Origin of the sequence: Methanosarcina soligelidi, assembly GCF_000744315.1 — an archaeon.
Classification (GTDB): Archaea; Halobacteriota; Methanosarcinia; order Methanosarcinales; family Methanosarcinaceae; genus Methanosarcina; species Methanosarcina mazei.
In genome coordinates this window covers 466644-489987 of record NZ_JQLR01000001.1, presented here as the reverse complement: position 1 = coordinate 489987, position 23344 = coordinate 466644, and the positions used below count along the sequence as shown (strand labels likewise).

Genomic DNA, 23344 nt, shown 5'->3' with positions numbered 1-23344 from the left:
CTGGATTGTTCAGGAGAAATTTATTCCGAGGTCTTTAAGCCCGTTCAATTTTGCCAGATTTATAAGTAGCGGGGTCAGGGATTCCATGGTAGCTGCCTGCTTAAGGGGGCCTCCATCAAGGGGTTTGAGGCATCCCATATGCCGTGTAAGCTCCATGACCAGTTTCTTTGCCTCTTCGTCATCGCTGCAAACAAGTGCGTCGTGCACTGCTTTGCATTTAACAACATCCTTGAGTTTTCCTGCAGGAATATTATGGAAGGCTGCAACAACTTTCGTGGTCTCCGGGACATTTTTCTGGATTGCAAGAGCTGCCGAACCCTCTACCGGAGGCCTGTACGCCATAAAGCTACCTTCTTTCACCATTGGGACTACCGGAGAAATAACTATTTTATTCTCAAGTGTCTCTTTTATTTCTTCCAGAAGAGGAAGAACATGGTCAAAACGGATCGTGAGTATTGCCATTTTGGCTGTTTTTGCAGCTTCAAAGTTGTTCATTCCGGTAATACTTATGCCGGATGTATCGAACCCGCAGTTCTCAAGTTCGGATAACGCTTTTTTTGCAGCTTCTTCTGCAGTTTCCAGAGATCTGGACCCAATAATTATCTCATTCTTCACACCTTCAGGCATAAGGTTTTGAAGGGCAAGTCTCAGTACCATTCCTTCTCCTATATTGCCGGTTCCTCCCAGAACAGCTATTTTTAGCTTTTCAGAATTCAATTGAACAGGACCTCCAGTTTGCTATGTCTTTCCATAACATATGTCAGGAAGTTAATATATCTTCTGTCTTAACTCATATGATTATAATACTTAATGTTATATGGAAATTATTTCATTAAGTCATTCTATTTTTTCCCGGATTCTCTCTTATCATCCCACTCTTATGCTACTTTTTATTTTTTAGTTTTGAATATTCTTTTTCTAATAGTTAATGGAAATATTTATAATGTTTCTCGTTATATGTTAAAATAAATTAATTCTGTTGATGGGTTGTTTCAGGGATTACTTCACGTATACCTGTATCCTGTCTGCAGTCCTGACCCGCTACATAAGCAACATCGGGGGTAGTGTATCTGGGGAGTTACACCGCAAAAATACTTTATCTATTAACGCTGGCTACGGTCTTTACATGTCTACTTTTTTCTACTAGTTTTGTAGTGCATGGAGAGGAAGGGTCTTCAGTATTTGAACGGGAAACTTCTTATTCACTGCCTCCTGAGAACGTTTTATTTAAGCAAGAGATCTCATACTCGGTCTCGTCTATTATGAAACCGATAGAGCACGATTCGAGAACAACTTCTAAAAAAACAATTAAAGATAAAAAAGAAACCGAAGAAGCCCTCGCAGCATATGTTCAGATCTTTCTCGGTACAGGTGTAGAGGCCCTGGCTCCTCTTTCCGAGCTTAAAGAGTGGGACGAAGATTCCGGTATGGCTGCAGTCTGCGTTAAACCGGGATCAATTGAAGAGCTCTCCTCTCTTGAAGGCGTGCGTTCAGTCGAGCTGGCTGTTCCTCCCGTCATCAGAAAAATTGAGAGGGGAGATAAAGAGTCTCTTTCTTCATGGAGCTTCTGGAAACAGGGCGGTATAAGTGGAACCGGAATTAAAATAGGGATAATTTCCGATGGAGTAGAAGACATCTCCGAAGCTGAGAAATCGGGAGCCCTTCCTGAAAGCGTGCATGTCCTTTCTCCGGGAAAAGGAACTGAAGGGACTGTAATACTCGAAGTAGTCCATAAGGTGTCTCCGGGTGCGGAACTTTACTTCCACAGCGCAGGAAACAACAAGCTTGAATTTAACAGGGCAATTGACGCTCTTATCACCGAAGGCTGCCAGATTATCTGCGATGACGTTGGCTGGCCTGATGAACCTTTTTTTGAAGATGGTATTGTAGCTTCCCATGTCAGAGAGGTTATTGAAAGCCAGGATATTCTTTATGTGAGCGCAGCAGGCAACGATGCAGGGCGTCATTATCAGGGAATGTTTTTTGATAATGGGTCAGGCTGGCATGATTTCAGCTCAGGGACCAGTGATTCCAGAAATATTTATATGGACGTCCCACAGGGGGAGAAAATAACTGTAGTTCTTCAGTGGAATGACCCCTGGAACTGCTCCGAAAACGACTATGACCTCTATCTGTGTGACTGCTGCAGCGGGGAAGAACTGGTTGCAAGTGAAAAGGTTCAGAGCGGCACAGGAAAACCTCTCGAATACATTCAGTACACCAATATGGAAGAAACCATAAAAGAAGTGAACATTTCAGTTAAAAAACACTGCGGACAGGACAGGATGCTGGAGATTTATATTTACGGAAACTCTTCAGTAAAGATCCATCCGGATAATCTTGTTGAGGAGGACTCTGTATTCGGGCACCCTGCCGTCCAGGATGTTATCTGTGTTGGAGCGGTTGATTCTGGAAATTTGCAGAATAGTATAGCGTCATACTCCTCTCGCGGCCCTGTAAGCATTTACTACCCTGAGTATGAGTTAAGGAACAAAATAGACCTTAGCGGGCCCGGGAGCGTGAGAGTTTCAGGCACAAACGGGAAGGGAAGCCTTTTTGCAGGTACAAGTGCTTCTGCTCCATCCGTAGCGGGAATCGGGGCTCTTGTCTGGAGCATGTGCCCGGAAAAAAACAGCAGTGAAATACGCGAGATCCTGTGTTTTTCAGCCGAAGACCTTGGAGATCCGGGTTATGATACCGTTTTCGGGCACGGCTCTGTCAATAGCAACACAGCCCATTCTCTAAAAAAACTTTACGCAGATTCCAGCTTATCATCGAAAACATATGGAGTTTCATCTGCAGAAACAAGAGGAACATTTTCGCTGAAAAATTCCATACCTTTTGAACAGCTCTGCTCTCTCGCAAAATTGCCTTCGAGAGACAGGTAAAGGAACTTCTCAGGCGAAAAGGCATTTTACCGGTCCCATAGGTGAATTTCCTGCCGGGATTCATTCTCAGGTTCATTCAGCAAGATTTTCACTCCAAAAGTAAGATCCCCACACATGAAACCCTGTCAGGCCTGCAAAACTCAAGCATAACTCCTGCTTCTTCCATTGTTTTCTGGACATTTATCCCGACAGCTTCGGGTGCAAAGCGCCTCATTTCAGGTTTTACACATTTTTCAAGGTTACAGGTCTCACATTCATTGCAGGAGCCTGGCCTGAGAAGGTGTGCAAAAGTAAATCCTTCCCTGAAAGCTTCCTGCTCAAGCTCGAACATCTTATGAAATGAATCCTTCCGAAGCCCTGACCACGCTTCAAGAACGTCCTGAATTCCTGACGTATCCAACTCTTCTACAAGGAGAAGTGCACTGCTGTATTCCCTTATAACCTTCCTGAATTCATCAACTGACATGATGTGTGGAGGGCAACTCAACCTTTTCCCATAACCTCTACATCCGTAAGCACATTTAAGAGCAATCCGGTTCTCAACCGGAATATCTCCTGCCTTCATGAAATAAGCCTTAATTCCTATTTCCGATGCTTTTTTAACAAGGTCTTCATATTTCCCGAGCATAATAACCCCTTCTAAAAGCTTTATCTATTTTGTTTTTGTTTATTTCTCTTATTATTTCCCTCTAATTCGTTTTTCTTCTAATTATTTTTTCTGTTTTGAAAAAATAGGGGTATGCGCAATGTGAGTTTTTTCATCTCTAATTATTATTCTGATAAAATAATAACAACCTGTACATCTTTGTACTTTATACCCTGGTTTTATAGGAAGAAGCGTAAAACCTCGAAGTCTTTAGCTTCGTGAGATATAAGCGTCAACTTCCAAACTGTTATCCGTTATAGATTCTGTAAGTTATTAAGTATCTTCAAAACGTTTTTAATATTAGATTTTGCTGTCACCACAACCTCACAGTTCCTAAGAACGTTGCCGAATTTCAAAGCGAAAACCAAGCGAGGTAACGTTTGAACATCGGGGAGTTGGATAACAGGGCAAGAATCATCCTGAAGGGATCGGGATTAAGCCGTGGAAAGACGGTAGCTATAAGCATCTCAAGTACAACCTCACGCTCATATCTATTTCACCTTCGGAACGAGGGGCTAGAGCCTGCACGACTTGCCTCCAATGGGAGAAAGGATGACTCAGGAAGCCACTCAGTCTTTAGCTGAGTGGTAGTTCACTTGGTTTTTCTTACGGGTTACACTTCTATAATTGTTAGCATATAACTTAGTAAAGGGATCTGCATGATCAAGAAAGTACCTTCAACCGAACTGAAAAACCGTATGAGTTGCTTCAGAAAACAGATGGATATCTCAAATCCCGACTGGGAAATAGCTTTCATCTTCAGCAAAATCAATCTTTATTACTTTACCGGCACCATGCAGGATGGGACGCTTATTATTCCGAGGAACGGAGAAACAACTTTCTGGGTACGGCGCAGTTATGAGCGGGCTCTGGATGAATCGCTATTTTCCTTTATAAAGCCTATGAACAGTTTCCGTGATGCTGCAGGGAGCATAAGTAAAACAGGTGAGCTTCCGGATACGGTATACCTGGAAACCGAAGTAGTCCCTCTGGCTTTATATCAAAGGTTTCAAAAATATTTCCCTTTTAAGAACGTTAAATCCGTTGACGCTCAGGTCTGTGCTATTAGAGCAGTAAAAAGCGAATATGAGCTGTCCCTGCTGCGAGAAGCAGGCAGGATCCACCAGCATGTGCTGGAAGACCTTGTGCCCGGAATGCTGCGGGAAGGAATGAGCGAGGCTGACCTCTCAACCGAACTGTTTTCGGTTCTGGTAGAAGAAGGACATCACGGAGCATGTCGTTTTGGTATGTTCGATACTGAGATGATTCTTGGAAATGTCTGTTTCGGGGAAAGCTCCATCTATCCGACTTACTTTAATGGCCCCGGCGGAAAGCTCGGATTAAGCCCGGCAGCTCCCGTGCTCGGCAGCAGGGATCGAAAATTAAGGAAAGGTGACCTTGTTTTTGTCGACGTCGGGTGTGGGGTTGACGGTTACCATACGGACAAAACCACGACATATATGTTTGGCTCTCCTCTCCCGCAGTATGCCATAGATCTCCATAATAAATGTGTGGATATACAGAATGAAGCTGCAGCAATGTTAAAACCAGGGATTGCCCCTTCTGAAATCTACAATACCATAATGAATGGGCTTGATAAGGAATTTCTGCAAAACTTCATGGGTTTCGGCAACCGTAAAGTGAAATTTCTCGGGCATGGAGTCGGTTTATTAATTGACGAAACTCCCGTAATTGCCAAAGGGTTTGATGAGTCCTTGCAGGAAGGAATGGTATTTGCTCTCGAACCTAAAAAAGGAATTGAAAATATCGGTATGGTTGGAATCGAAAACACTTTCATAGTAACTGCTGATAGCGGAGAATGCATTACAGGAGATAATCCGGGATTGATTCCTGTATATTGATTAGTAAATGAGAATAAAATTTACGTTTAGTGCGTTAAGAGCAAAAAAATTGGGAAGTATAGCTTTTAAAAATAGGATTTACGCAGTTGAACAAAAAACCAGTAACATAAAACACCAAACTGTCTAAAGCGTTATCTTCTCGGAAAGCTCACATATGCTCGTTTTACATCTCAAGTGCGTAACTCCGACTCAGTTCCAAAATCTAGTGATTTCTACATTTTTTGATTGAAATCTTGAATTCCCCTGCAGAATTCAATTTTCGATCAAACTCAATATTCAAGCTCTTCTGGCACAGGTCAATATGTCATGCTCAAAGAATTGTGCCATATTCAAAATCTAGTGTCTTAGCAACTTAATTATGGTGCATAATGCTTGGACATTTTCTCATCAGCAACTTTTCTCGTAAACTTCCAGTTGATCTTACTTTCATGTTCATTTCTTCTCTTTGTCCATGCACCCACTTCGTGGGTAAGTGTCTGCATATCTCCGATCCTTCTGTCTGTACATTCAATATCCATTACATTGATCTCTATTTCTGCAGCATTAAGCCAACTTGCATGTTTTGGTGTGTAATGGAATTCTATCTTGTCCAGAATCTTTTTTGCTTCCTCTTCGCTGAATGTTTCGTAGAATGACTTTTCTTTATGGATATTGAGATTATCCGTAACCAGTCGGATGACTTCAGCTTCAGAATATTTTTCAGTAAGGAGAATTTTCACGAATTGTGCAAAATCCTTCATAGTTCTTCTTTCGGTGACTTGAGTCACCCTTTTTCCTGCTTTAAATTCTACTGCCACGAATACATTTGCGGTTCCATTCCTGACATATTCGTAATCATATTTTTCTGGACTTCCAGGTTTCATTGGGATAGCTTTCCTCTTATCTCCAAGAAGTTGTTTTGGTTTCTCGTCAAGGCATATGAGAGGTTTTTTCGGGTCATATTTTTCTTCATAGAGGTTGAGAATGTTGTACATTCTTTCTCTATACTCGGCATTTATCTTTTGAATGCACCACATCCGTCTTAACCAAGGTTTAGTTTTGCTTTTTTTAGAATAAGCCGGATGCTCTCCTTGTTTATTGTTTCAAACCCTTCTCTCATCTTCAGTTCTTCAGTAAGCAGTACAAGTGTCCACTTTTTTCTTCCATCAGGAGGTTTGGTACATGCTTGCGCTATGATTTCAGCCGTGTGCTTTTCGGTGTATTTTATAGGCTGGCCAGTTCTTGTTTTATCTTCAAGAGCGCTTTGGAGACCTTCATCCAAGTACCTTTTCTTGATTCGCCCAACAGTATTCCTACTAACATTCAATATCTCTACGATCTCGGTGTTCTTTTTATTCTTGTTGGCAAGTAACAGGATTCGTGCTCTTGTTAGTTCTCGTGCACTTTTCTGTCCCTTTTTAACAAAGTCTATGAGGTACTGCACCTCATCTTCTTCAAGTTTTATTTTTGCCATGAATGAAGATACAGATGGGATTCAAAGTTTATAATAATGACTCAAAATTAAGTTGCCATGACACTAGTGATTTTTGATTTTTATGGTTATCACTAGATTTTGGCATTGTGTCGTAACTCCTATATTTATATTTCTATGATTATTTACACTCTACAAAGTATAGCCTTTTTTGTCAGAAATAAATTACTTTCATTTTGGACGGTTGTTTGTTCAGTGATTGATGTAAAATCCTTTTTTTCATCAAAAAAGAAATCCTGGCGTTTTTTAATCACCTAAAATTTAGTTGAGACTCGAAAGGCAATAGGTTACCAATCTCCAGTGTCCTGGAGTTTTCAAACTACATTATCTTTTCTTGAGCCTCCATCCACCACACAGGCAGGCCAGACTCCCCAACAATCCGAAGCCTGGAATAGAATTATTTTTGCTCGATTCATTTCTACCTGAACTACTACCGCTGCCAGATTCGGAATTATTATTTGAATTATCAGATCCTTTTATACCTTCTTCAGGTGTCGACATAAAAATAACTGGAACATTATTCACATTTTGTTTTCTTGCCTCTTGATCAATGGTCTGGTAGATTTCTTCAGCAAGAAAAGTTTTTTCTTCAGGAGACAAAGTTTCGTTAATCTCTACTTCCAATCTAATTCCTGTTGCGTATCTAATTACCTGACCTTGTTCCATATATGGAGTGATTTTTTCCTCGGTAGCATTAGCAATCTCAGATAGCTCATTCACCCAGGAAATTGTCTCATTCTTATCTTTTAACAGAGGAATATTCCCATAAGCTGCAACGGTTTTCTGCACTGGCATGACCGTTTTTTGCTTCATAACTTCTTCAAGTGTATATATATCAGCTTCAGAAAGATTTTCTGTATTTTCCCCAAACCAGTACCAGCGATTAATGCCTTCCAGGTAAATTACCTCCCTATAAGTTCCGTATCCGAATTCTACTGGAATATCCTGTATACCCATTTCTTCTGCAGAATTATCTATTAGAGAGTAGATCTCATCCATTAACTGCTCGTCAACATTGCCATACTTGAACAAAATCACAAAGTATCCCTTGGCATTAATTCCACATGACATTACCTCTCCATGAGGATACATGTATTTGGAGACAACAGTGTCTTTTATCTCATTACTAAGTTCTTCAAGAGTAGAGTTCCAGTTTTCTTTTTGAGTCTCAGTTTCCAGTACAGGAGGCTTTCCGTATCTTGTAATTACATTATTTCCTTGTGAATACAGACCAAAAAAGTAAGTATAATAGTCAAAATCTACATTACTTATTTCTGAATTTTCAGAATTATTACTTTCCGGCGAAAGTTGCACTGAATCATCGGCAGATGCAGGAAATATCAAGACCCCAAAAAATAGAAGTAACGTTATCAATAAAGTTTCAGATTTTTTCATCATACCTGCTCCATGTTTAATTAACTACCGTCAAGATTTATCATTGTACAAAGGTCCGATTTAATAAGAAAATGAAAAATTCTATAAAATTGGCCATCAATTTTTAATTGATTATGTTATTCCCAAGACGCTTTTAATTCACCCTATCTTTCTTTAGGAATAAAGAAGATGTAATTTCATGTTTTTGTTCTCGGTATTGTCTTCTGCAATGCCTATGAAGTCATTCCTAAAATGAATATTTGAAATTATATTTTTACCATTCCTTAAATACAGACAAAGCTAACATAATCATTACCTCTTAGGGCAGATTTTATGGAGTTCAGGTGTACCGGAAATACTTCCAAACTCCATAAACTCATTTTTATCAGTTCTTTAAATGTTTTATGGCCAAATCATCCAACTATTAATCTAATTCCCCGATATATCTCCAAACAGTTTGGATTTAGATTTGACTATTCTTTCAGTTGGGTGATTTGGCTATAAATTAGTTATAAAAGTAAGTTTCCAGAATAATAACATTTAATTAGATCCTGAGTTTGACAGTTTGATTTTTATGTTGAAAGATTGTTTTCATATCTGTTGGAATGATAAGTAATATTATTTCAACAAATTTTTGCCCATTTTTTAAGATTCAATTTGACAGATAGCATGAATCTCAGATAAAATATAGATACTATACAAAAAGTCAGGTGTCAAAAGTGCCAAAATGGGACAAAAATCTCTACTAATTTACCTTATAGTGATTGTGAAGCTGGAGAATCAGAGGCAATTTGATGGAATTTATGAATACTGTCAATTGATTTTTGACAAAAAATTGAAGCTTCTCACTAAATTTAATTTATACTGTCAAACTAAGGATATAGAGATAAATCCTACCGTCAGTTTGGCCGTCTGCATTATCATAGTATGTACCCAGCAATGCGCCACTCGGAGTATACACCTTAAGCCGGAGTGAATCAGTCGAATCTCCCCAGTTAAGATCCACTACCAGAAGGGTCAGGCCGCTACTTACACTTTTTTCATGCAGGTTTGTCTCTCCCTGTCTGATCGTATCATAAATTGTACGAATACCCATTTCCTCGTTAACTGTCTAGGCTTCAGTGTCAATTGCAGGTGTTACGATGTAATTACTTGAGATTTCTGCTTTATCTATATTCTCAGTTGTTGCTGTTGCAGTGGAAGATAAAAAAAGCAAAGTTGTCAACATAATTAAAAATATCTTTCTCGACATTGTTAGCCCTCTTTTTAACACTTGTCAAGACAGTTTACTTAAATTTTATGGCCAAATCATCCAACTATCAATCTAATAGCTCTATAAATCTCCAAAGAACTCGGATTTAGGTTTGCCTATACTCTCAGTTGGATGATTTGGCCACAGATTAATTATAAGAGTAAATTCATGAAAAAAACGAACATTAAAAAGATGTTTGGTGGAGTTCACTCGATTTTCCAGATCCAATTTGAACCCCACTTTGCCCGGAGGCATGAGTTAGTGTTAGCTTTGTGAATATTTAAGGCTTGCTTGATCCTGCCTCTGGAACAAAATGTGCGAGGTAGAAACATGACAACAAAGAATAAATTTGGAATAAGAATATTGTTTTTGACAATGTTCTTAATAAGCACGGTTTTTGTACCGGTGGCGAGTGCCGAAACATTATCTGAAGGTGCTGATGATATAGAAGTTGCAGAGCTAGGACTAATTACATCAGAGGAGCTAAATTCGATAATCAAACAGATTCCTCCAACAGATCCCCATATCCTGGAAAAAATGAGTGAAAATGAGAGCGCTTTAAGAACGTACGGTAAAGTTCCTGAAATTACAACAGGTACTGAGGTTTATAAATGGTTTAATACTTTGGACTGTATCAGGGTTAACCTGAATGAGAACAAAGAAATGAAGCCGTACTTTTATCCTGCAGGCCCACTTGTAGCATACGGTACACATGCAGACGGTTATTTTTGGATTATTGTCGACGAAAGGTATGATATTAAAAACGAGGATTTTGATGCCATTGTCGATTTAATAAATAAACAAGCAATAAAACTAAACATTAAAGATGTGCCAATTATTTTTTCTACTGGCACTCCAATAAATATTACTTCTGCTTCCATTAATCAAGTTTCAACAAGTTCTGTAGACCCGTACCTTGTTTATCGTCGCCCTATTACAGGAGGGATAGCGCTTACTATAGTTAATGGGGGTTCTGGAGCTGACGGGACTATAGGATTTGCTGCTAAAAGAAATAGTGATAATGCCAATGGATATGTAACTACTGGACATACATCTTGGTTCCAAACGGGCTTACCATCATACCAGCCAATATACGGCTCTGGTAATCAGGCTGGGACGGTTTCAAAAATCGGCGTAAATACTGATGCAGCTTTTATACCATATAGTAATGTTACGGCTCGAATACATACTGGTGGAGGGAATTTTGTGAACGTAGCCGGTTACTATTCGGGTGGAATTTCAGGCATGACTCTTACAAAATCTGGAAGAGCAAGTGGATCTGTGACAGGACAATACATCGGAGTTTTGACAGGTCAGACCATTGGTGGGCACTACATGGATAAAATAGAGTTAATGACTACAACATGCACAAGTGGAGATAGCGGCGGACCTGTATATGCTTATTATAATGGGAATTATAAGATCGTTGGAATAATATGTGGATGGACGACAGTAAATCAATCTATACCAGCCACTGTTTATATTCCATGCGGGGAAGTAACGTCTAAGCTCGGTGTAACTCCTCTTACAGCATAAATTTAAGACGTAAATATTTGCGTCTTTTTCATTTTTAGAGAATTTCCGCGAGGAAAAATCGGCAAATAAGTACGTTTGTGCACGTCTGCGGAGTTTGGATAGAAGAATATCAATCGGATCTCAGAAACTGAGTTTAGAGTAAGTGCCCGCAACGAAATAACCTATGCAACTTATTATTTATTGTAACTTTGATTGGCGACCCTGATCGTGAAAATCAAGATGTCCAATCTAATGTCTGCAGAGGTAATTCTGTGACGGGGCCTAAGTATAATAGTTTTCTTTCAGTGGCTCTGTAGAAAACCTACCTAAACCAGCTTCAGGAGGACGAAAATAACTAAGTATAAATGAATCCGCCCATTCAGTTAAAATTAATGGAGATTCATTATATCAGAGGATTTCTACAGAGCCCTTTCAGTCGCAATAATTATAAATCTGCAGTTATTCGTGTTTTTTATTTTTCAATTGTTTCTGAATTTGCCTGCATAAATTAAAAATGGAGGGACTTTACCTGAAAATCAGAACATTGATAGTTATCTGCCTGCTGATGGTGTCACTGATACCTGGGTCGGGCTGCATTGACAGTAGTAGCGAACCAGTCAAAGAAGCCAAACTGGATGAAGTAACAGACAGTCAGGACACTTCATCCAATACTACAGTAGAAACTGCTCATGAGGAAAACTTCTCGGAAGAAAGCAAAGCTACCCTTGAATCTGAAAAAAAAAGCTCTTTTTTCGGATATTATAGTAAAAGAAGCCTACAGTTTGAGGCAGATGTTCCTCCTTATCCTTTGCCTCTAAAAGCTTCCGAAATTGCAAATTATGAAGATTTCTCCCAGAAAATTCCCCTGACAAACGACAGCAGGAATTTACTGTACAAAAATGGATTCGTTGTAATTGAAAGTGGGGCAGCCGGCCTGTTTGAAGCAGAGCCAGTGAGAGTAAACGAAACTTACAAGGATCTGAAAGTGGCTGACGTTCCTATCTTTATTACATCGGATTCTCTTCTTCACCTTTATAATATTCAGTTTGATGAAACTTTAAAACGAGTCGAAGAAAAGGAGTTTTACAACATCCTTTGGAAACTTGATAAAGCCCTCCTTGAAGCCTCCATCGAGGATTATAATAGGTCGATAGAGGATAAAGCTTCTGAAGAAGTAATAGAAGCTTCAAGAAGAAATGTTGTCTACTTTGCTGTGGCTTTGAGCCTACTTGAACCAAAACCCGAGCAGATAGAAGAAAAACCGGAAATTTCAGGGAAGAATTTCTATTCTCAGGACGCGAAACAATACAATGTCGAAATCCCTTCATTTGTAAAAACTGATGTAGAGACTGAACTACGCCTGATAGAGGCTCAAGAAGGTTCTGTACTTTCTCCGATTTTCAATTATGACGAAGATTACTCTCAGTACACCCCACGGGGACACTATACATCTTCTGAAAAATTGAAGAACTACTTTAAGGCTATGATGTGGCATGGTAGAATAAGTATGCTACTTCAACCGGGCATGATTACTGCAAAAGAATTAACGACAGAAGATTCGGTTACAGAAAAATCAGCTGCGGAAAACTCAGTTGCGGAAAAATCTGAAAAGGAAACGATAATTCAGACCATACAGGCTCTTTTAATTTCTGACCACCTTAACAGGGATAGAAACCTTCAGGCCGAATGGGACATAATTTACGACGTGACGGCTTTCTATGTCGGTTTTTCCGACGACCTCGGGCCCTACGAATATGCAAAAGCTCTGGATATTGTTTTTGGGAATAATAGGGAAGGAATAAATTTCGATAACAAAAACCTTACGGCGTTGAAAGCGGAACTGGAAAGATACGAAAGCCCAAAAATCTACAGCGGAACAGGAGCAGTAATTTATGCAGGCTCCGAAACTGAAAACAAAACTCTTGAGGCAACAAAAGGATTCAGGTTCATGGGTCAGCGATACACGCCAGATTCCTATATCCTCCAGAATCTCAATCCTCCTGCCCTGAATATCATGGATCTCCTTGGTTCTGAACGAGCGAAGGAACACCTGAAAAACCTAGATATTTCTGAAAATGAAGAATACAAAGAACGTCACCTGTCTCTGGAAAATGAATTTGAAGCTTTTGATGAAGAGGACTGGGATAAAAACCTTTACTGGGCTCAACTATATGCCTTAAAGCCTCTCCTTGTAAGTTATCCAGAGGGTTATCCTACCTTCATGCAAACCGAAGCCTGGGAAGATAAGCAGCTTAACACGGCCCTCGCTTCTTGGACCGAGCTTAGGCATGATACTATCCTCTATGCAAAGCAGGCTTACTTTGTAAGTGCGTTCTATGATCTGGAAGAAAAACCTGTTCAGGGATACGTGGAACCAGTGCCTGAATTCTATGCAAGGATGCTTGCTCTTACAAAAATGGCGCATAGTGGGCTGGCTGAAATGGAAGTACTTGACGAACAGTCGGATAAAGACTTTACAACTCTTGAAAGCACCCTTGAAAAACTGCTGGAAATCTCGATTAAAGAGCTTGAAAATAAAGAGCTGACAGATGAAGAATATGAGTTCATCAAAAGTTTCGAAAAAAATATAGCTCCAATGCTTGAGAACATAGATGAGGACGCTCAGAGCTCTGTTGTGGTTGCGGATGTTTATACAGATCAGGAAGGGAGAGTTTTGGAAGAAGGAACCGGAAAACTGGACCTTCTAATTGTAGCCTACAAACAGCCTGATGGCAGGATTGTGCTAGGGGCAGGCCCTGTAATGAGTTATTACGAATTCTGGCAGCCCTCGGGAGAAAGGTTAACGGATGAAGAATGGAGAGAAATGCTAGAAAATAATCCTCCCGGAAGACCGGAATGGGTCGAGTCTTTTAAGGTGTAAAAGGTGCTATCTTTGATAGCCTACATTTTTCATCCATTTCTTTCTTTTTAAGGATTTGTCAAACTTGCTACAGAATCTACTTGAGCATAAGAAGGTGATAAAAAATCTAGATGCTGCAGAAATCTTCTGAAACAACTAATATCCATTCAAATTAATGGCCTGACACTTTTTTGCTTATTTTTTTCAATCTCTTACATCTAATTTAGATAGATATTTTACAAAGCCCGAACATATCTTTTCAACATTGTTAGCCCTCTTTTTAATACTTATCAAGACAGTTTACTTAAATTTTATGGCCAAATAATCCAACTAACAATCCAATAGCCCTATAAATCTCCAAAAAGCTCGTATTTAGGTTTATCTATACTCTCAGTTGGATGATTTGGCCACAAATTAATTATAAAGGTAAATCCCTGAGAAAATGAACATTAAAAAGATATTTAGAGAAGTTTAAATTCCCTCTGGGAAGTCTATTTGAACTCCACCTTGCCCGGAGGCAAGAATATGATAGCTTTGCGAATATTAAGGCTTACCTGATCCTGCTTCCTGGGTAAGAGGAATGATTCAGTGTTAGCTTTGTGAATAGTTTTGTTCTTGTATCAACTGCGAGTGCGGCTGCCTAGGATTCAAGTGTAAATAATCTCTCTGATAGTGAGGTTGAAACACGGCATCGATGGGCTAACTCCTCAAAAGGCGAAAGAAATAGAAGCTGAAATCAATCGTATAAGGAACAATGCCTGAAGGTTAAGAGATGTTAACCCGAACTACTTAACCAGATGGCACTTAAGATACCTGCGAGAGATCGATAACCGGCTTAAAGAGCTTGTTTTTACTCTTGAGATTGAGGGGGTGCTATGATGATGCTCATCAATGGGATAGAGGACAGGAGGAAGAAAAAAAATTTCCTTCTCACACCTGGGCAGGATTTTACCTTTATTTGTACCTATCCTAGAAAGGAGTTCTCTGCCATAAATGTGCCAATGAGAATATAGAAAGTTGTCTTAACCCTAAAAACGAACTTTTCATTAATTATGATATTAATTGGGAGGAGAAATTCCTATACTGTGATCACTGCGGCAAAAAGATAGAACCCTCTTACGGAGGTCTATAACATGACTGAGAATACCTGGAGCTTAATAGTAGGAGGAACAGCCATCCCACTCATTTTCTTTCGGAAAAGAACTTTTTCTTCAAGGTGATGATGTTCAGACCTTTTTCATCCTGGAACTGATTCAACTAGCAGAAAAAAAATAGTTTCCACTTAAATAGTAATTTAAGAAAATTTTGCTCAATTTTATACAATCAAATTCACGGAGTAACAATACTTAGATCCAACGGGTTATCGGAACGCGCATTTATATTAATATATAATATATCTGTATCGCTCAAATTTGAGTAAACAGTTTCAGCTTTTATAATATTGTTATCTAATGTAACTTCAATATATGTCCCTGTTATCAGTCTAACCGGATATTGACTTTTTATTTTTTCTTCAGGATCTAAAACATATGATTCATTAAATATAGAGCTGTTATTTGAATCAAATAATTTTACAGTAACTTCATGACTTGTATTGTCCTGATTACGTATAATTAACGTATGATTTTCTTTTTTTTCATGAAGAGAATTATACGTGATAACATAAGGTAAAACAACAGTGAGTATTAATAAAAAGAATATGCCTACAACTATAATTAGCAATCTTCTTTGCATTTTAATCCTCTTAATTAAAATCACTCTACTATATTAGGACTTACGCAGTTGAACTGAAAACCATAAGCGGAAAAGACTTAACCGTATAAATCAGACTAATGTTGACGAGTCCGCATGTGCCTGATTTTACTCCCCAAGTGCGTAAGTCCTATATATAATTTACATCCAATCTTATAGAGATTTGTACCTCTAACAAAAGTTGTATAATAGCCTAATCATTAAATCAAAGTTACTTTAATTGAGGTTATTACACGAGCTTATCCCAAAACTAATATTTTTCTCAAATCAGTAAGTTTTTAGAACATTTTTCCATGATCAGAAACTCGATTAATTGTTAGAAGTATGAGTCTGAGACGCGATTTTGAGTTTTGGGATAAACTCCATAATTGTTTACTAAGGGTTCTTTGGAATATTTATTGGAATCCTGCAATTGTATTTTTATTCGCCACGATGTACAATATATTGTTATGACTAGAATCTCCATGGTCATTTAAGTTAGAGAATTCGTCTTGCATGTAGTTAGGGAAAATCGAGCCCATGAAAGGAGTCCACATGACGGTGTAATAGTGAGATAAACCACTATCCCAGCTATATGCTTCATCGTGAGTTGCACCAAAATTATGTCCAAGTTCATGCGCTGTAAGAATTATTTTTTGTAAAGAGGTTGCTTGATAACTGTTTATATATCCTGCTGACACCATCTGTCCTACTGCATATGCTTGACCCGAATTACCATTAAATACACGCGCACAACCAATATCGCTGCCGGTCATCTCTTTTCCAGTGAATAAAAAAGCTAAATCACTGTTTGTGCTATCTCTATCATTTGCAGCAATACTAGCGAAATCGGATAGCACTTCACAGGCTTCATCATTAGGAATTGTACTATAATATGTGTATGATTTTATGTTTAAATCTACATTAGCTAGTGAAAATATAGATTCGACACCAGCCAATATATTCTGCATCTCAGCATTAGGATTGGAAAACTCTAAGTCAAATTCTTCATCATAGCACGCCATAATATCCACAACAGGTAAGGAAAGTAACAAGGTTGAAATTTGTGCCGGATCCAACGAAGAAGTGGACAAACCCTCTTGAGCCGCTTTTACATCATCTCCGTCAGTATTATACACCAAAATTTTTCTATCCTTAATAGCATCTGATGAATAAACGACATGAACAATTTTTTCATTGTATGTTATAGGGGTCTGTTCAATAAAATAACTTTTATCGCCAACGTTTATTTGTCCTATAATTACATCATCTGCTACTGTTAATAGAACACTACTATTTTCTTTACCAACAACTGTTCCTTTATATGTAGAAATTTTAGGAGCAGGCATCCTTGATCCATTTTCTGTTATAATTATTGCATCATCACTTACTATATCTATTTCTTGAAGGTCAAGCTGGAATTTTTGTCCTGATATTTTTAGTGTGACCTGACCATCAGGAATATCATTAAGAAAAGCTGTAGTATTTGTAGTAACAGTTTCAAAATTATCTAGTATCTCATTGAATTTAAGAGATGTTTTGTCAAAATCAATATTATTCATAATATCTGAATTTTCATTATTTGTAGCTGCACTTACTGCCGGTATCAACGCTATACCAACCAGCATTGTCAAAAGAAGCATATTTATCATAATTTTGTTTCTACTCATTCGTCTAACTCCTAAGTTATTTTTACCTTAGGAGGCAAGATCAAGCAAGCTTAAATACAGACAAAGCTAACATAATCATTGCCTCTTAGGGCAGATTTTATGGAGTTCAGGTGTACCGGAAATACTTCCAAACTCCATAAACTCATTTTTATTAGTTGTTTTAATGTTTTATGGCCAAATCATCAAACTATCAATCTAATAGTCCTATAAATCTCCAAAAAGCTCGGGTTTTGGTTTGAATATACTCTCAGTTGGATGATTTGGCCACAAATTAGTTATAAAAGTAAGAAAAGTAAGTTTCTAGAATAATAACATTTTATAAGATAACAGGAAATGGCCAGTGGTCTTTCTGCAGGGGACGATGATGATTTCGATGTTAAGGTGCCCTTATTATCACGAGGAATAGTATTATGTTCAGAAAGATGTCTAGCAAATCATTGGCAGAGATATTCTTTGTAATGTTACTGCTCATCACTGTTCTTTATTACATATTCCCTAACAATGATTCTTTTTTTATGCTCTTTAGCAAATTAGTAGGTATTACGTTTTATTCTTTGATGTTATTTGCCATTATAAGTATATGTGTTTCAATAATCAGACTTCCTCTTAAATATTGTAAAATGTAATAATGAAGATATTCCTGCCTTTTTATGAGACTATAAAAAGAGTGGGATCGAAAACAGTGACGTTAAATCCCGGTGTTGCCCTCTCCGATATTTGCAATACCATAATGAGAAGGTTACATAACGAATTCCTGCACAATTTCATGGGGTTCAGTAGCTGTAGAGTGAAATTCCTCGGGCATGCCGTCGGCCTCTTGATCGATGAAACTCCCATAATCGCCACCGGGTTCGAGGAACCCCCTCAGGAAGGAATGGTATTTGCCCTCGAACCCAAAAAGGAATTGAAAAAATCGGTATGGTAGGAATTGAAAACACCTTCATAGTAACTTCTGAAGGCGGAGAATGCATTACCGGGGATAATCCGGGCCTGATTCCTGTATATTGATTATTAAATGTGGATGAAAGCTGATGTTTAGTGAGTTAAGAGAAACCGATTGTGAGGAAGTATAGTTTTTAAGAACAAAATAGGACTGCTTTGATAGTTGCTATCTCCCTTTGCAGCTATCTATTCTTTTTTTAACACAGCAATAAAATTGTCTCATGCCTTATGTTTTAAGCCATTTTAGTAGATCTGTTTCCACAGCAGGGTTTATAATATATTTTGAGAACTTCCATTCTGCTTCGGAAATAATAATATCGTCTTCCCGTAACTTTTTTATATGCCAGTGAGTAGTACTTTTGTCTAAACTCAGCTTTTCTGAGATTTCCTGATTTGTAATCCCGGGATTTTCCAGAATATTAAGGAGTATCTGTTTTCTTGTACCGCCTTTGAGGTGTGCTATTATTGTTTTTTCGTTGTTTGTGAATGCATTGGAATTTTGAAAGGCTCTTGTGAACTTTCTTTCTTTAATTAAGGTCAACTTCTCTTCGATTTTAAGTGTCTTGAGATGATACCTTACGCAACCCCGGGTAATTTTCAGTTCTTTTGATATTTCGGAGGGGGTACATCCCGGCTTCTTCAGTACATAATCGATAATTTTCTTTCTCTTATTACGTTTATTTAGATTTCTCATCTGGCCAAGGATTACCGGAGCCATTTTAAAAACAGAAACAAAAATGGCCAGGTATCCTATTATGTAAGCTATTTTGAATGACAGTGGAAACTCCCAGAAAGTAAGAGTCTTGTCCGCCCCACTCATATCAATAGCATCACCCAATTTTTCTAGCTCTTCCTCGGGTGGGCAGGGACCAACAATATATCCTCCGGTATCTGCACTCACCGTATCTGCGACGGCATTCAGGACAAGAATAAAAAGTAAGATCTTTTTCCACATACTGGCTCATAACTTGATTAACTCAGTTTATAAATTTATATCGTATAATCTTCTGTTCCGGTCACTCTGTACCCATATACTTCATACTTCCAGGTTCCTGCTTCAATTCCATTTGGATTTTGTATATAGAGATGAATCCTGCCGTCAGTTATGCCGTCTGCACTATCATAGTATGTACCTAGCAATGCGCCACTCGGAGTATACACCTTAAGCCGGAGTGAATCAGTCGAATCTCCCCAGTTAAGATCAATGACCAGAAGGGTCAGGCCGCTACTTACACTTTTTTTCATGCAGGTTTGTCTCTCCCTGTCTGATCGTATCATAAATTGTACGAATACCCATTTCCTCGTCAACTGTCCAGGTTTCAGTGTCAATTGCAGGTGTTACGATGTAATTACTTGAGATTTCTGCTTTATCTATATTCTCAGTTGTTGCTGTTGCAGTGGAAAATAAAAAAAGCAAAGTTGTCAACATAATCAAAAATATCTTTCTCGACATTATTAGCTCTCCTTTTAACACTTGTCAAGACAGTTTACTTAAATTTTATGGCCAAATCATCCAACTATCAATCTAATTCCTCTATAAATCTTAAAACAGCTCGATTTGGATTTGAATATACTTTCAGTTGGATGATTTGGCCATAAAGTAGTTATAAAAGTGAGTTCATGGAAAAAATGAACATCCAAAAAGATGTTTGGCGGAGTTCAAATTCACTCTGGAAAGTCTGTTTGAACCCCACTTTGCCCGGAGGCATGAGTTAGTGTTAGCTTTGTCTGTACTCAAGAGTAGATTAGGTGGAGAAATATGAGGACTCGTCACAAAATAGGGATCGGATTTGTACTAGTAATAATCATTTCTGCTGTGGTTTTGTCTATCTGGTGGCAAGGCCAGAAGCAGAAGATGTATGATAGTAGCATCAGGAGTAGTTATGATTACGATGTAATATTAACTACAGATTCGACCCTGATCAACGTGACTCTTTACCTTCCACTCCCTGCGATAAACAAGACGTCATCTGTGGGCATGGATATAGTAGAGCATAACTTCAATGACGACGATCCTTCATGGGAATATGCCCTAGTGGACACGGAACACGGGCTCATGCTTTCTATGAAAAATGAGAAGGCAAGAAGTATAGATCTTAGTACAATGGTATTATCCAACCAAACCATAGACACAATGAACCCTGTTGGCAATGAAATGGTTCTTATGCCTAAATACAATCTCACGCATAATGTCAATGCTAGTGGAGCTTATTCACGGACGTCTGAACAATTTGATTATGAAAGCCGGATGTATGCCTACTATGAAACCTCCTCGAATGCAAACGTCAACATTTCAATCTACCTAAACGCACGTAATGAATGGTGGATCGGAGGATGGCAGTATAACAGCTATTGGGAGAGCATGGAAATTAAGTTGTCTGGATCTCAGGATGGATGGACAACAGTAAATGGTGAGCTTGTTACCGGAGAAGGAACGTACGAGATATGACGTATCACCCGTTAAAACGAGTGGCTTCCTGATTCATTACTTATTTTTTTATTTGTTGTAATTTGTGATCGAATAAAGAGAATGATATACCCCACTTTCCGCAGGAAAATTTCAGATTTCATAATTTTTCCTGCTATCGATTTTGAATCTAACGTCGATTTATTGGATTTTTATGCATGAGGTAAAAGCAACTATGTGAGGTATTTAGAAACCAAAAAACGATATCAATCAATTTTCACCAAATTACTTTAATAGTCAAAATTCCTTAAATCTGTTCAAAAAACGCTATCAGGAAAAATGTCAAATTTCGAAAAAATACTGCGGAATGTGGGATAAAAAAATAGTGCGGAAAGTGGGGTGAAAAACATCAACCGTGTAATGGTGGATGACATATGTATCTTCAAAAATGAAAACTCCACTTTGAATAGCAAAGAAAAAGGGGATTAAACCGGCACTTATAGAACTCTCGTTACACTGTCTCATTATGTCTGTAGTGATAATTCAGTACAGGGTTTTTATCCTTCAATATCATCCAGGCCTACAATCAAAACTTTCTCATTTGTTTCGAGCTCATTTTTTATCCTGATTGCATCCCTCTCCAGAATACAATTCTCTCCCACAACCCAGTCCGGTGATCCATCTCCAAAATGGATATAACACACAACAGCCTTTTTCAACTGAAGGTTATTTTTTCCAGCATTGTGAGAAAATTTTCATCCGGAACAAATTCTTCAGATAACATAATTATGTTATAATTTCCTTTTTTGATTTCAACTGCAGAAGTCCAGTTTTCATCTTTCCTTAATTCATATATTTTATCTTCATCTACTTTTATGTAGTACATTCCTCGCCCAATATTAGAATCGTAGTCTATGGTATAATTCACGGGTATATCGTAATTTTCAAGAATGGCTTTAACTCCCGGCTCACTAGTTTCATTTTCAAATTGAATAAGTAAACCAGCTACTTTAACTTCTTGAGATTGCGTCATCAGTACTAAGAAGGTTAGAAGAACAATAAAAACAACTACTACCTTGCTAATTTTATTCACATCAATCACCGAAAAAATGAGGAGTTTTAACTCCTCACATATATACGGTCATCTTCAGAACCAAATGCTTCCCAATAAGGTATGTGGAAATACTTCCAAACTCCATAAACTCATTTTTATTAGTTCTTTTAATATCTTATGGCCAAATCATCCAACTATCAATCTAATTCCTCTATAAATCTTAAAACAGCTCGATTTGGATTTGAATATACTTTCAGTTGGATGATTTGGCCATAAAGTAGTTATAAAAGTGAGTTCATGGAAAAAATGAACATCCAAAAAGATGTTTGGCGGAGCTCAAATTCTCTCTGGTAAAGTCTATTTGAACTCCACGTTGCCCGGAGGCATGAGTTAGTGTTAGCTTTGTGAATATTTAAGGCTTGCTTGATTCTGCCTCCTGGGAAATGAACAGGAGACAAACTATGACGATAAAGTATGAATTTAGATTAGGTGTATTACTTGCAGGATTGCTACTATTGAGTGTTGTATGCATTCTACCTGCATCTGCATCTATTGATGATAAAATAATCGAAAAGAATTATGTCTCAATAAAAGAGGCAGAAATGCATGCCAAAACCGCTCTCTACGATTTCTTATTGATTGGTGCTCCAGGCTCCAACCCTACGGATTGGACAAATGCAACAGTAAACTCAGATCCTCTTATAATATACGATACGAATGGGAAAAAACTTTTTTATCAGTTTACGGTTGAAAGTAATGGGATAAATATAGGGGCAATAAAAGTTGCAGCAAGTAAAGTGCTTGGAGATCCCATCCGGACAATAGAGTTCTATTCTGAAGACTGGGATATGAAAAAAGAAGTTGAAAATACAAAAAAATTAATCGCAAAAGATCATAAAAATGTAAATGTTACCTCCTCAAAAGTTGTATGCTATAGCTATCCTAAAATAGGAATAATGGTAGATATGCAGGAATCTGAGTCCAAAGAAGAAAAAAATAAATTGTTTGACTTCTCTGGTTCTGAAATTGTTGACAAGAGCGTAAATGATACCAACTCCTCTGAAGTTGCTGATGCATGGTCGTTATATGCGGAAATACCTGAGAAAGAAATAGAGGAACGATTAGTAGCTTGGGATGAATATGACGAACGTGCAACGAAAATTGCAGATAATAATTTTAAAGGAGACGAAGTTCAGCTAAAAATTGTTGGAGTCCAAAAAACGCTTCCTTTCACTCGTTATGCGCAACAAAATTACTATTATTGTGCACCAGCTACAGGAAAGATGATTGCGAATTTCTATGAAGTCACTCATACTCAGACATACATTGCTGGTATAATGCTTGTAGTAATGGGTCTAGGAACTAGTGTTACTGATCAACTCGAATATTATGAAGACAGTGATGGGTTAGACAAAGATGGTTCATACATCGATTATAGCCCAACATGGACTGAAGCTAAAACAGAAATAGACAATAATAGGCCTTTAGCAACTTTGATTAGCGGTCATGTAAGAGCTTGTGCAGGCTATTGTCAGGGAGCTGATGGAAACTATTACCTGTACATATACGATCCCTGGAGCCTCAATTTTGGAAATGATTATCGGGGAGGTATATATTGGGAAGACTGGGACTCAATTACTCATAGCCATCATATCGTTGTTAAAGACTAAAA

At 38.1% G+C, this 23344-nt stretch carries 17 protein-coding genes and 2 pseudogenes; 8 read left to right on the top strand and 11 right to left on the bottom strand.

Features of this window, described 5'->3' with window-relative positions; all coding sequences use genetic code 11:
- Window positions 1-9: 9 nt before the first annotated feature.
- Window positions 10-717, bottom strand: a complete 708-nt coding sequence (npdG, locus tag M886_RS02230; RefSeq protein WP_048050575.1) for an NADPH-dependent F420 reductase — start codon at window positions 715-717, stop codon at window positions 10-12.
- Between the two features lie 545 nt (window positions 718-1262).
- Between npdG and M886_RS02225 the strand changes: the two genes are divergently transcribed.
- Window positions 1263-2888 carry a S8 family serine peptidase gene (locus M886_RS02225; RefSeq protein ID WP_235203854.1) on the top strand — a complete coding sequence of 542 codons (1626 nt, stop codon included), beginning with the start codon at window positions 1263-1265 and terminating at the stop codon, window positions 2886-2888.
- A gap of 88 nt (window positions 2889-2976) precedes the next feature.
- On the opposite strand, the gene M886_RS02220 is transcribed toward M886_RS02225, so the two are convergent.
- Entirely contained in the window at window positions 2977-3516 is a 540-nt protein-coding gene (locus M886_RS02220; protein WP_011032925.1) for a DUF2284 domain-containing protein, read from the bottom strand.
- A gap of 677 nt (window positions 3517-4193) precedes the next feature.
- Between M886_RS02220 and M886_RS02215 the strand changes: the two genes are divergently transcribed.
- Window positions 4194-5396 (top strand): M24 family metallopeptidase, encoded by a 1203-nt coding sequence (locus M886_RS02215; RefSeq protein ID WP_048050573.1) that lies wholly within the window; start codon window positions 4194-4196, stop codon window positions 5394-5396.
- 356 nt (window positions 5397-5752) lie between these two features.
- Here the strand turns inward: M886_RS02215 and M886_RS17630 are convergent.
- From M886_RS17630 to M886_RS17625, 3 genes and pseudogenes are all read right to left on the bottom strand, one after another.
- A pseudogene (locus M886_RS17630) lies at window positions 5753-6849 on the bottom strand (IS630-like element ISMma8 family transposase).
- Window positions 6850-7191: 342 nt separating this feature from the next.
- Window positions 7192-8262, bottom strand: a complete 1071-nt coding sequence (locus M886_RS02200; RefSeq protein WP_048038137.1) for a hypothetical protein — start codon at window positions 8260-8262, stop codon at window positions 7192-7194.
- 838 nt (window positions 8263-9100) lie between these two features.
- On the bottom strand, window positions 9101-9337 hold the full coding sequence (locus tag M886_RS17625; RefSeq protein WP_011032922.1) for a hypothetical protein: 237 nt from the start codon (window positions 9335-9337) through the stop codon (window positions 9101-9103).
- A gap of 486 nt (window positions 9338-9823) precedes the next feature.
- Between M886_RS17625 and M886_RS02190 the strand changes: the two genes are divergently transcribed.
- The 3 genes from M886_RS02190 to M886_RS18535 all read left to right on the top strand — a co-directional run bounded on the left by M886_RS02190 (window position 9824) and on the right by M886_RS18535 (window position 14881).
- A complete protein-coding gene (locus M886_RS02190; protein ID WP_048037975.1) occupies window positions 9824-11029 on the top strand; it encodes a hypothetical protein in 1206 nt (401 codons plus the stop codon).
- Window positions 11030-11573: 544 nt separating this feature from the next.
- Entirely contained in the window at window positions 11574-13889 is a 2316-nt protein-coding gene (locus tag M886_RS02185; protein WP_235204013.1) for a DUF3160 domain-containing protein, read from the top strand.
- An 854-nt stretch (window positions 13890-14743) separates the two neighbouring features.
- Entirely contained in the window at window positions 14744-14881 is a 138-nt protein-coding gene (locus M886_RS18535; protein WP_155395325.1) for a hypothetical protein, read from the top strand.
- 316 nt (window positions 14882-15197) lie between these two features.
- Here M886_RS18535 and M886_RS02180 read toward each other — a convergent pair whose 3' ends face one another.
- Together M886_RS02180 and M886_RS02175 are read right to left on the bottom strand one after the other, a co-directional pair.
- Window positions 15198-15602: a hypothetical protein gene (locus M886_RS02180; protein ID WP_048041933.1), complete on the bottom strand. Its 405-nt coding sequence runs from the start codon at window positions 15600-15602 to the stop codon at window positions 15198-15200.
- Window positions 15603-16015: 413 nt separating this feature from the next.
- Window positions 16016-17269 (bottom strand): M12 family metallo-peptidase, encoded by a 1254-nt coding sequence (locus M886_RS02175; RefSeq protein WP_048038602.1) that lies wholly within the window; start codon window positions 17267-17269, stop codon window positions 16016-16018.
- Window positions 17270-17936: 667 nt separating this feature from the next.
- Between M886_RS02175 and M886_RS02165 the strand changes: the two genes are divergently transcribed.
- Window positions 17937-18194 carry a M24 family metallopeptidase gene (locus M886_RS02165; RefSeq protein ID WP_230625092.1) on the top strand — a complete coding sequence of 86 codons (258 nt, stop codon included), beginning with the start codon at window positions 17937-17939 and terminating at the stop codon, window positions 18192-18194.
- Window positions 18195-18437: 243 nt separating this feature from the next.
- On the opposite strand, the gene M886_RS02160 is transcribed toward M886_RS02165, so the two are convergent.
- The 3 genes from M886_RS02160 to M886_RS19020 are packed head-to-tail and all read right to left on the bottom strand — an operon-like array spanning window position 18438 to window position 19664.
- Window positions 18438-19166, bottom strand: a complete 729-nt coding sequence (locus M886_RS02160) for a winged helix-turn-helix transcriptional regulator (RefSeq protein ID WP_048038600.1) — start codon at window positions 19164-19166, stop codon at window positions 18438-18440.
- 35 nt (window positions 19167-19201) lie between these two features.
- Window positions 19202-19456: a hypothetical protein gene (locus tag M886_RS02155; RefSeq protein WP_230625094.1), complete on the bottom strand. Its 255-nt coding sequence runs from the start codon at window positions 19454-19456 to the stop codon at window positions 19202-19204.
- Window positions 19437-19664, bottom strand: a complete 228-nt coding sequence (locus M886_RS19020; protein ID WP_137726745.1) for a hypothetical protein — start codon at window positions 19662-19664, stop codon at window positions 19437-19439. The genes M886_RS02155 and M886_RS19020 overlap by 20 nt, the downstream gene beginning before the upstream one ends.
- Window positions 19665-19970: 306 nt before the next feature.
- Here M886_RS19020 and M886_RS02150 point away from each other — a divergent pair, with 306 nt between their 5' ends.
- A complete protein-coding gene (locus M886_RS02150) occupies window positions 19971-20660 on the top strand; it encodes a hypothetical protein (protein WP_230625095.1) in 690 nt (229 codons plus the stop codon).
- A 515-nt stretch (window positions 20661-21175) separates the two neighbouring features.
- Here the strand turns inward: M886_RS02150 and M886_RS02145 are convergent.
- Window positions 21176-21711, bottom strand: a pseudogene (locus M886_RS02145) (UPF0228 family protein).
- Window positions 21712-22133: 422 nt separating this feature from the next.
- Between M886_RS02145 and M886_RS02140 the strand changes: the two are divergent.
- Window positions 22134-23342, top strand: coding sequence for a C39 family peptidase (locus M886_RS02140; protein WP_048037637.1), 1209 nt, complete (start codon window positions 22134-22136; stop codon window positions 23340-23342).
- Window positions 23343-23344 lie beyond the last annotated feature (2 nt).

What these genes read in the sequence shown, in the direction of transcription:
- M886_RS02225 (WP_235203854.1), top strand. Translation starts at nt 1,263, where the DNA reads ATGAAACCGATAGAGCACGATTCGAGAACAACTTCTAAAAAAACAATT.
- M886_RS02220 (WP_011032925.1), bottom strand. Translation starts at nt 3,516, where the DNA reads ATGCTCGGGAAATATGAAGACCTTGTTAAAAAAGCATCGGAAATAGGA.
- M886_RS02215 (WP_048050573.1), top strand. Translation starts at nt 4,194, where the DNA reads ATGATCAAGAAAGTACCTTCAACCGAACTGAAAAACCGTATGAGTTGC.
- M886_RS02200 (WP_048038137.1), bottom strand. Translation starts at nt 8,262, where the DNA reads ATGAAAAAATCTGAAACTTTATTGATAACGTTACTTCTATTTTTTGGG.
- M886_RS17625 (WP_011032922.1), bottom strand. Translation starts at nt 9,337, where the DNA reads ATGGGTATTCGTACAATTTATGATACGATCAGACAGGGAGAGACAAAC.
- M886_RS02190 (WP_048037975.1), top strand. Translation starts at nt 9,824, where the DNA reads ATGACAACAAAGAATAAATTTGGAATAAGAATATTGTTTTTGACAATG.
- M886_RS02185 (WP_235204013.1), top strand. Translation starts at nt 11,574, where the DNA reads ATGGTGTCACTGATACCTGGGTCGGGCTGCATTGACAGTAGTAGCGAA.
- M886_RS18535 (WP_155395325.1), top strand. Translation starts at nt 14,744, where the DNA reads ATGATGATGCTCATCAATGGGATAGAGGACAGGAGGAAGAAAAAAAAT.
- M886_RS02180 (WP_048041933.1), bottom strand. Translation starts at nt 15,602, where the DNA reads ATGCAAAGAAGATTGCTAATTATAGTTGTAGGCATATTCTTTTTATTA.
- M886_RS02175 (WP_048038602.1), bottom strand. Translation starts at nt 17,269, where the DNA reads ATGAGTAGAAACAAAATTATGATAAATATGCTTCTTTTGACAATGCTG.
- M886_RS02160 (WP_048038600.1), bottom strand. Translation starts at nt 19,166, where the DNA reads ATGTGGAAAAAGATCTTACTTTTTATTCTTGTCCTGAATGCCGTCGCA.
- M886_RS02155 (WP_230625094.1), bottom strand. Translation starts at nt 19,456, where the DNA reads ATGAAAAAAAGTGTAAGTAGCGGCCTGACCCTTCTGGTCATTGATCTT.
- M886_RS19020 (WP_137726745.1), bottom strand. Translation starts at nt 19,664, where the DNA reads ATGTCGAGAAAGATATTTTTGATTATGTTGACAACTTTGCTTTTTTTA.
- M886_RS02150 (WP_230625095.1), top strand. Translation starts at nt 19,971, where the DNA reads ATGAGGACTCGTCACAAAATAGGGATCGGATTTGTACTAGTAATAATC.
- M886_RS02140 (WP_048037637.1), top strand. Translation starts at nt 22,134, where the DNA reads ATGACGATAAAGTATGAATTTAGATTAGGTGTATTACTTGCAGGATTG.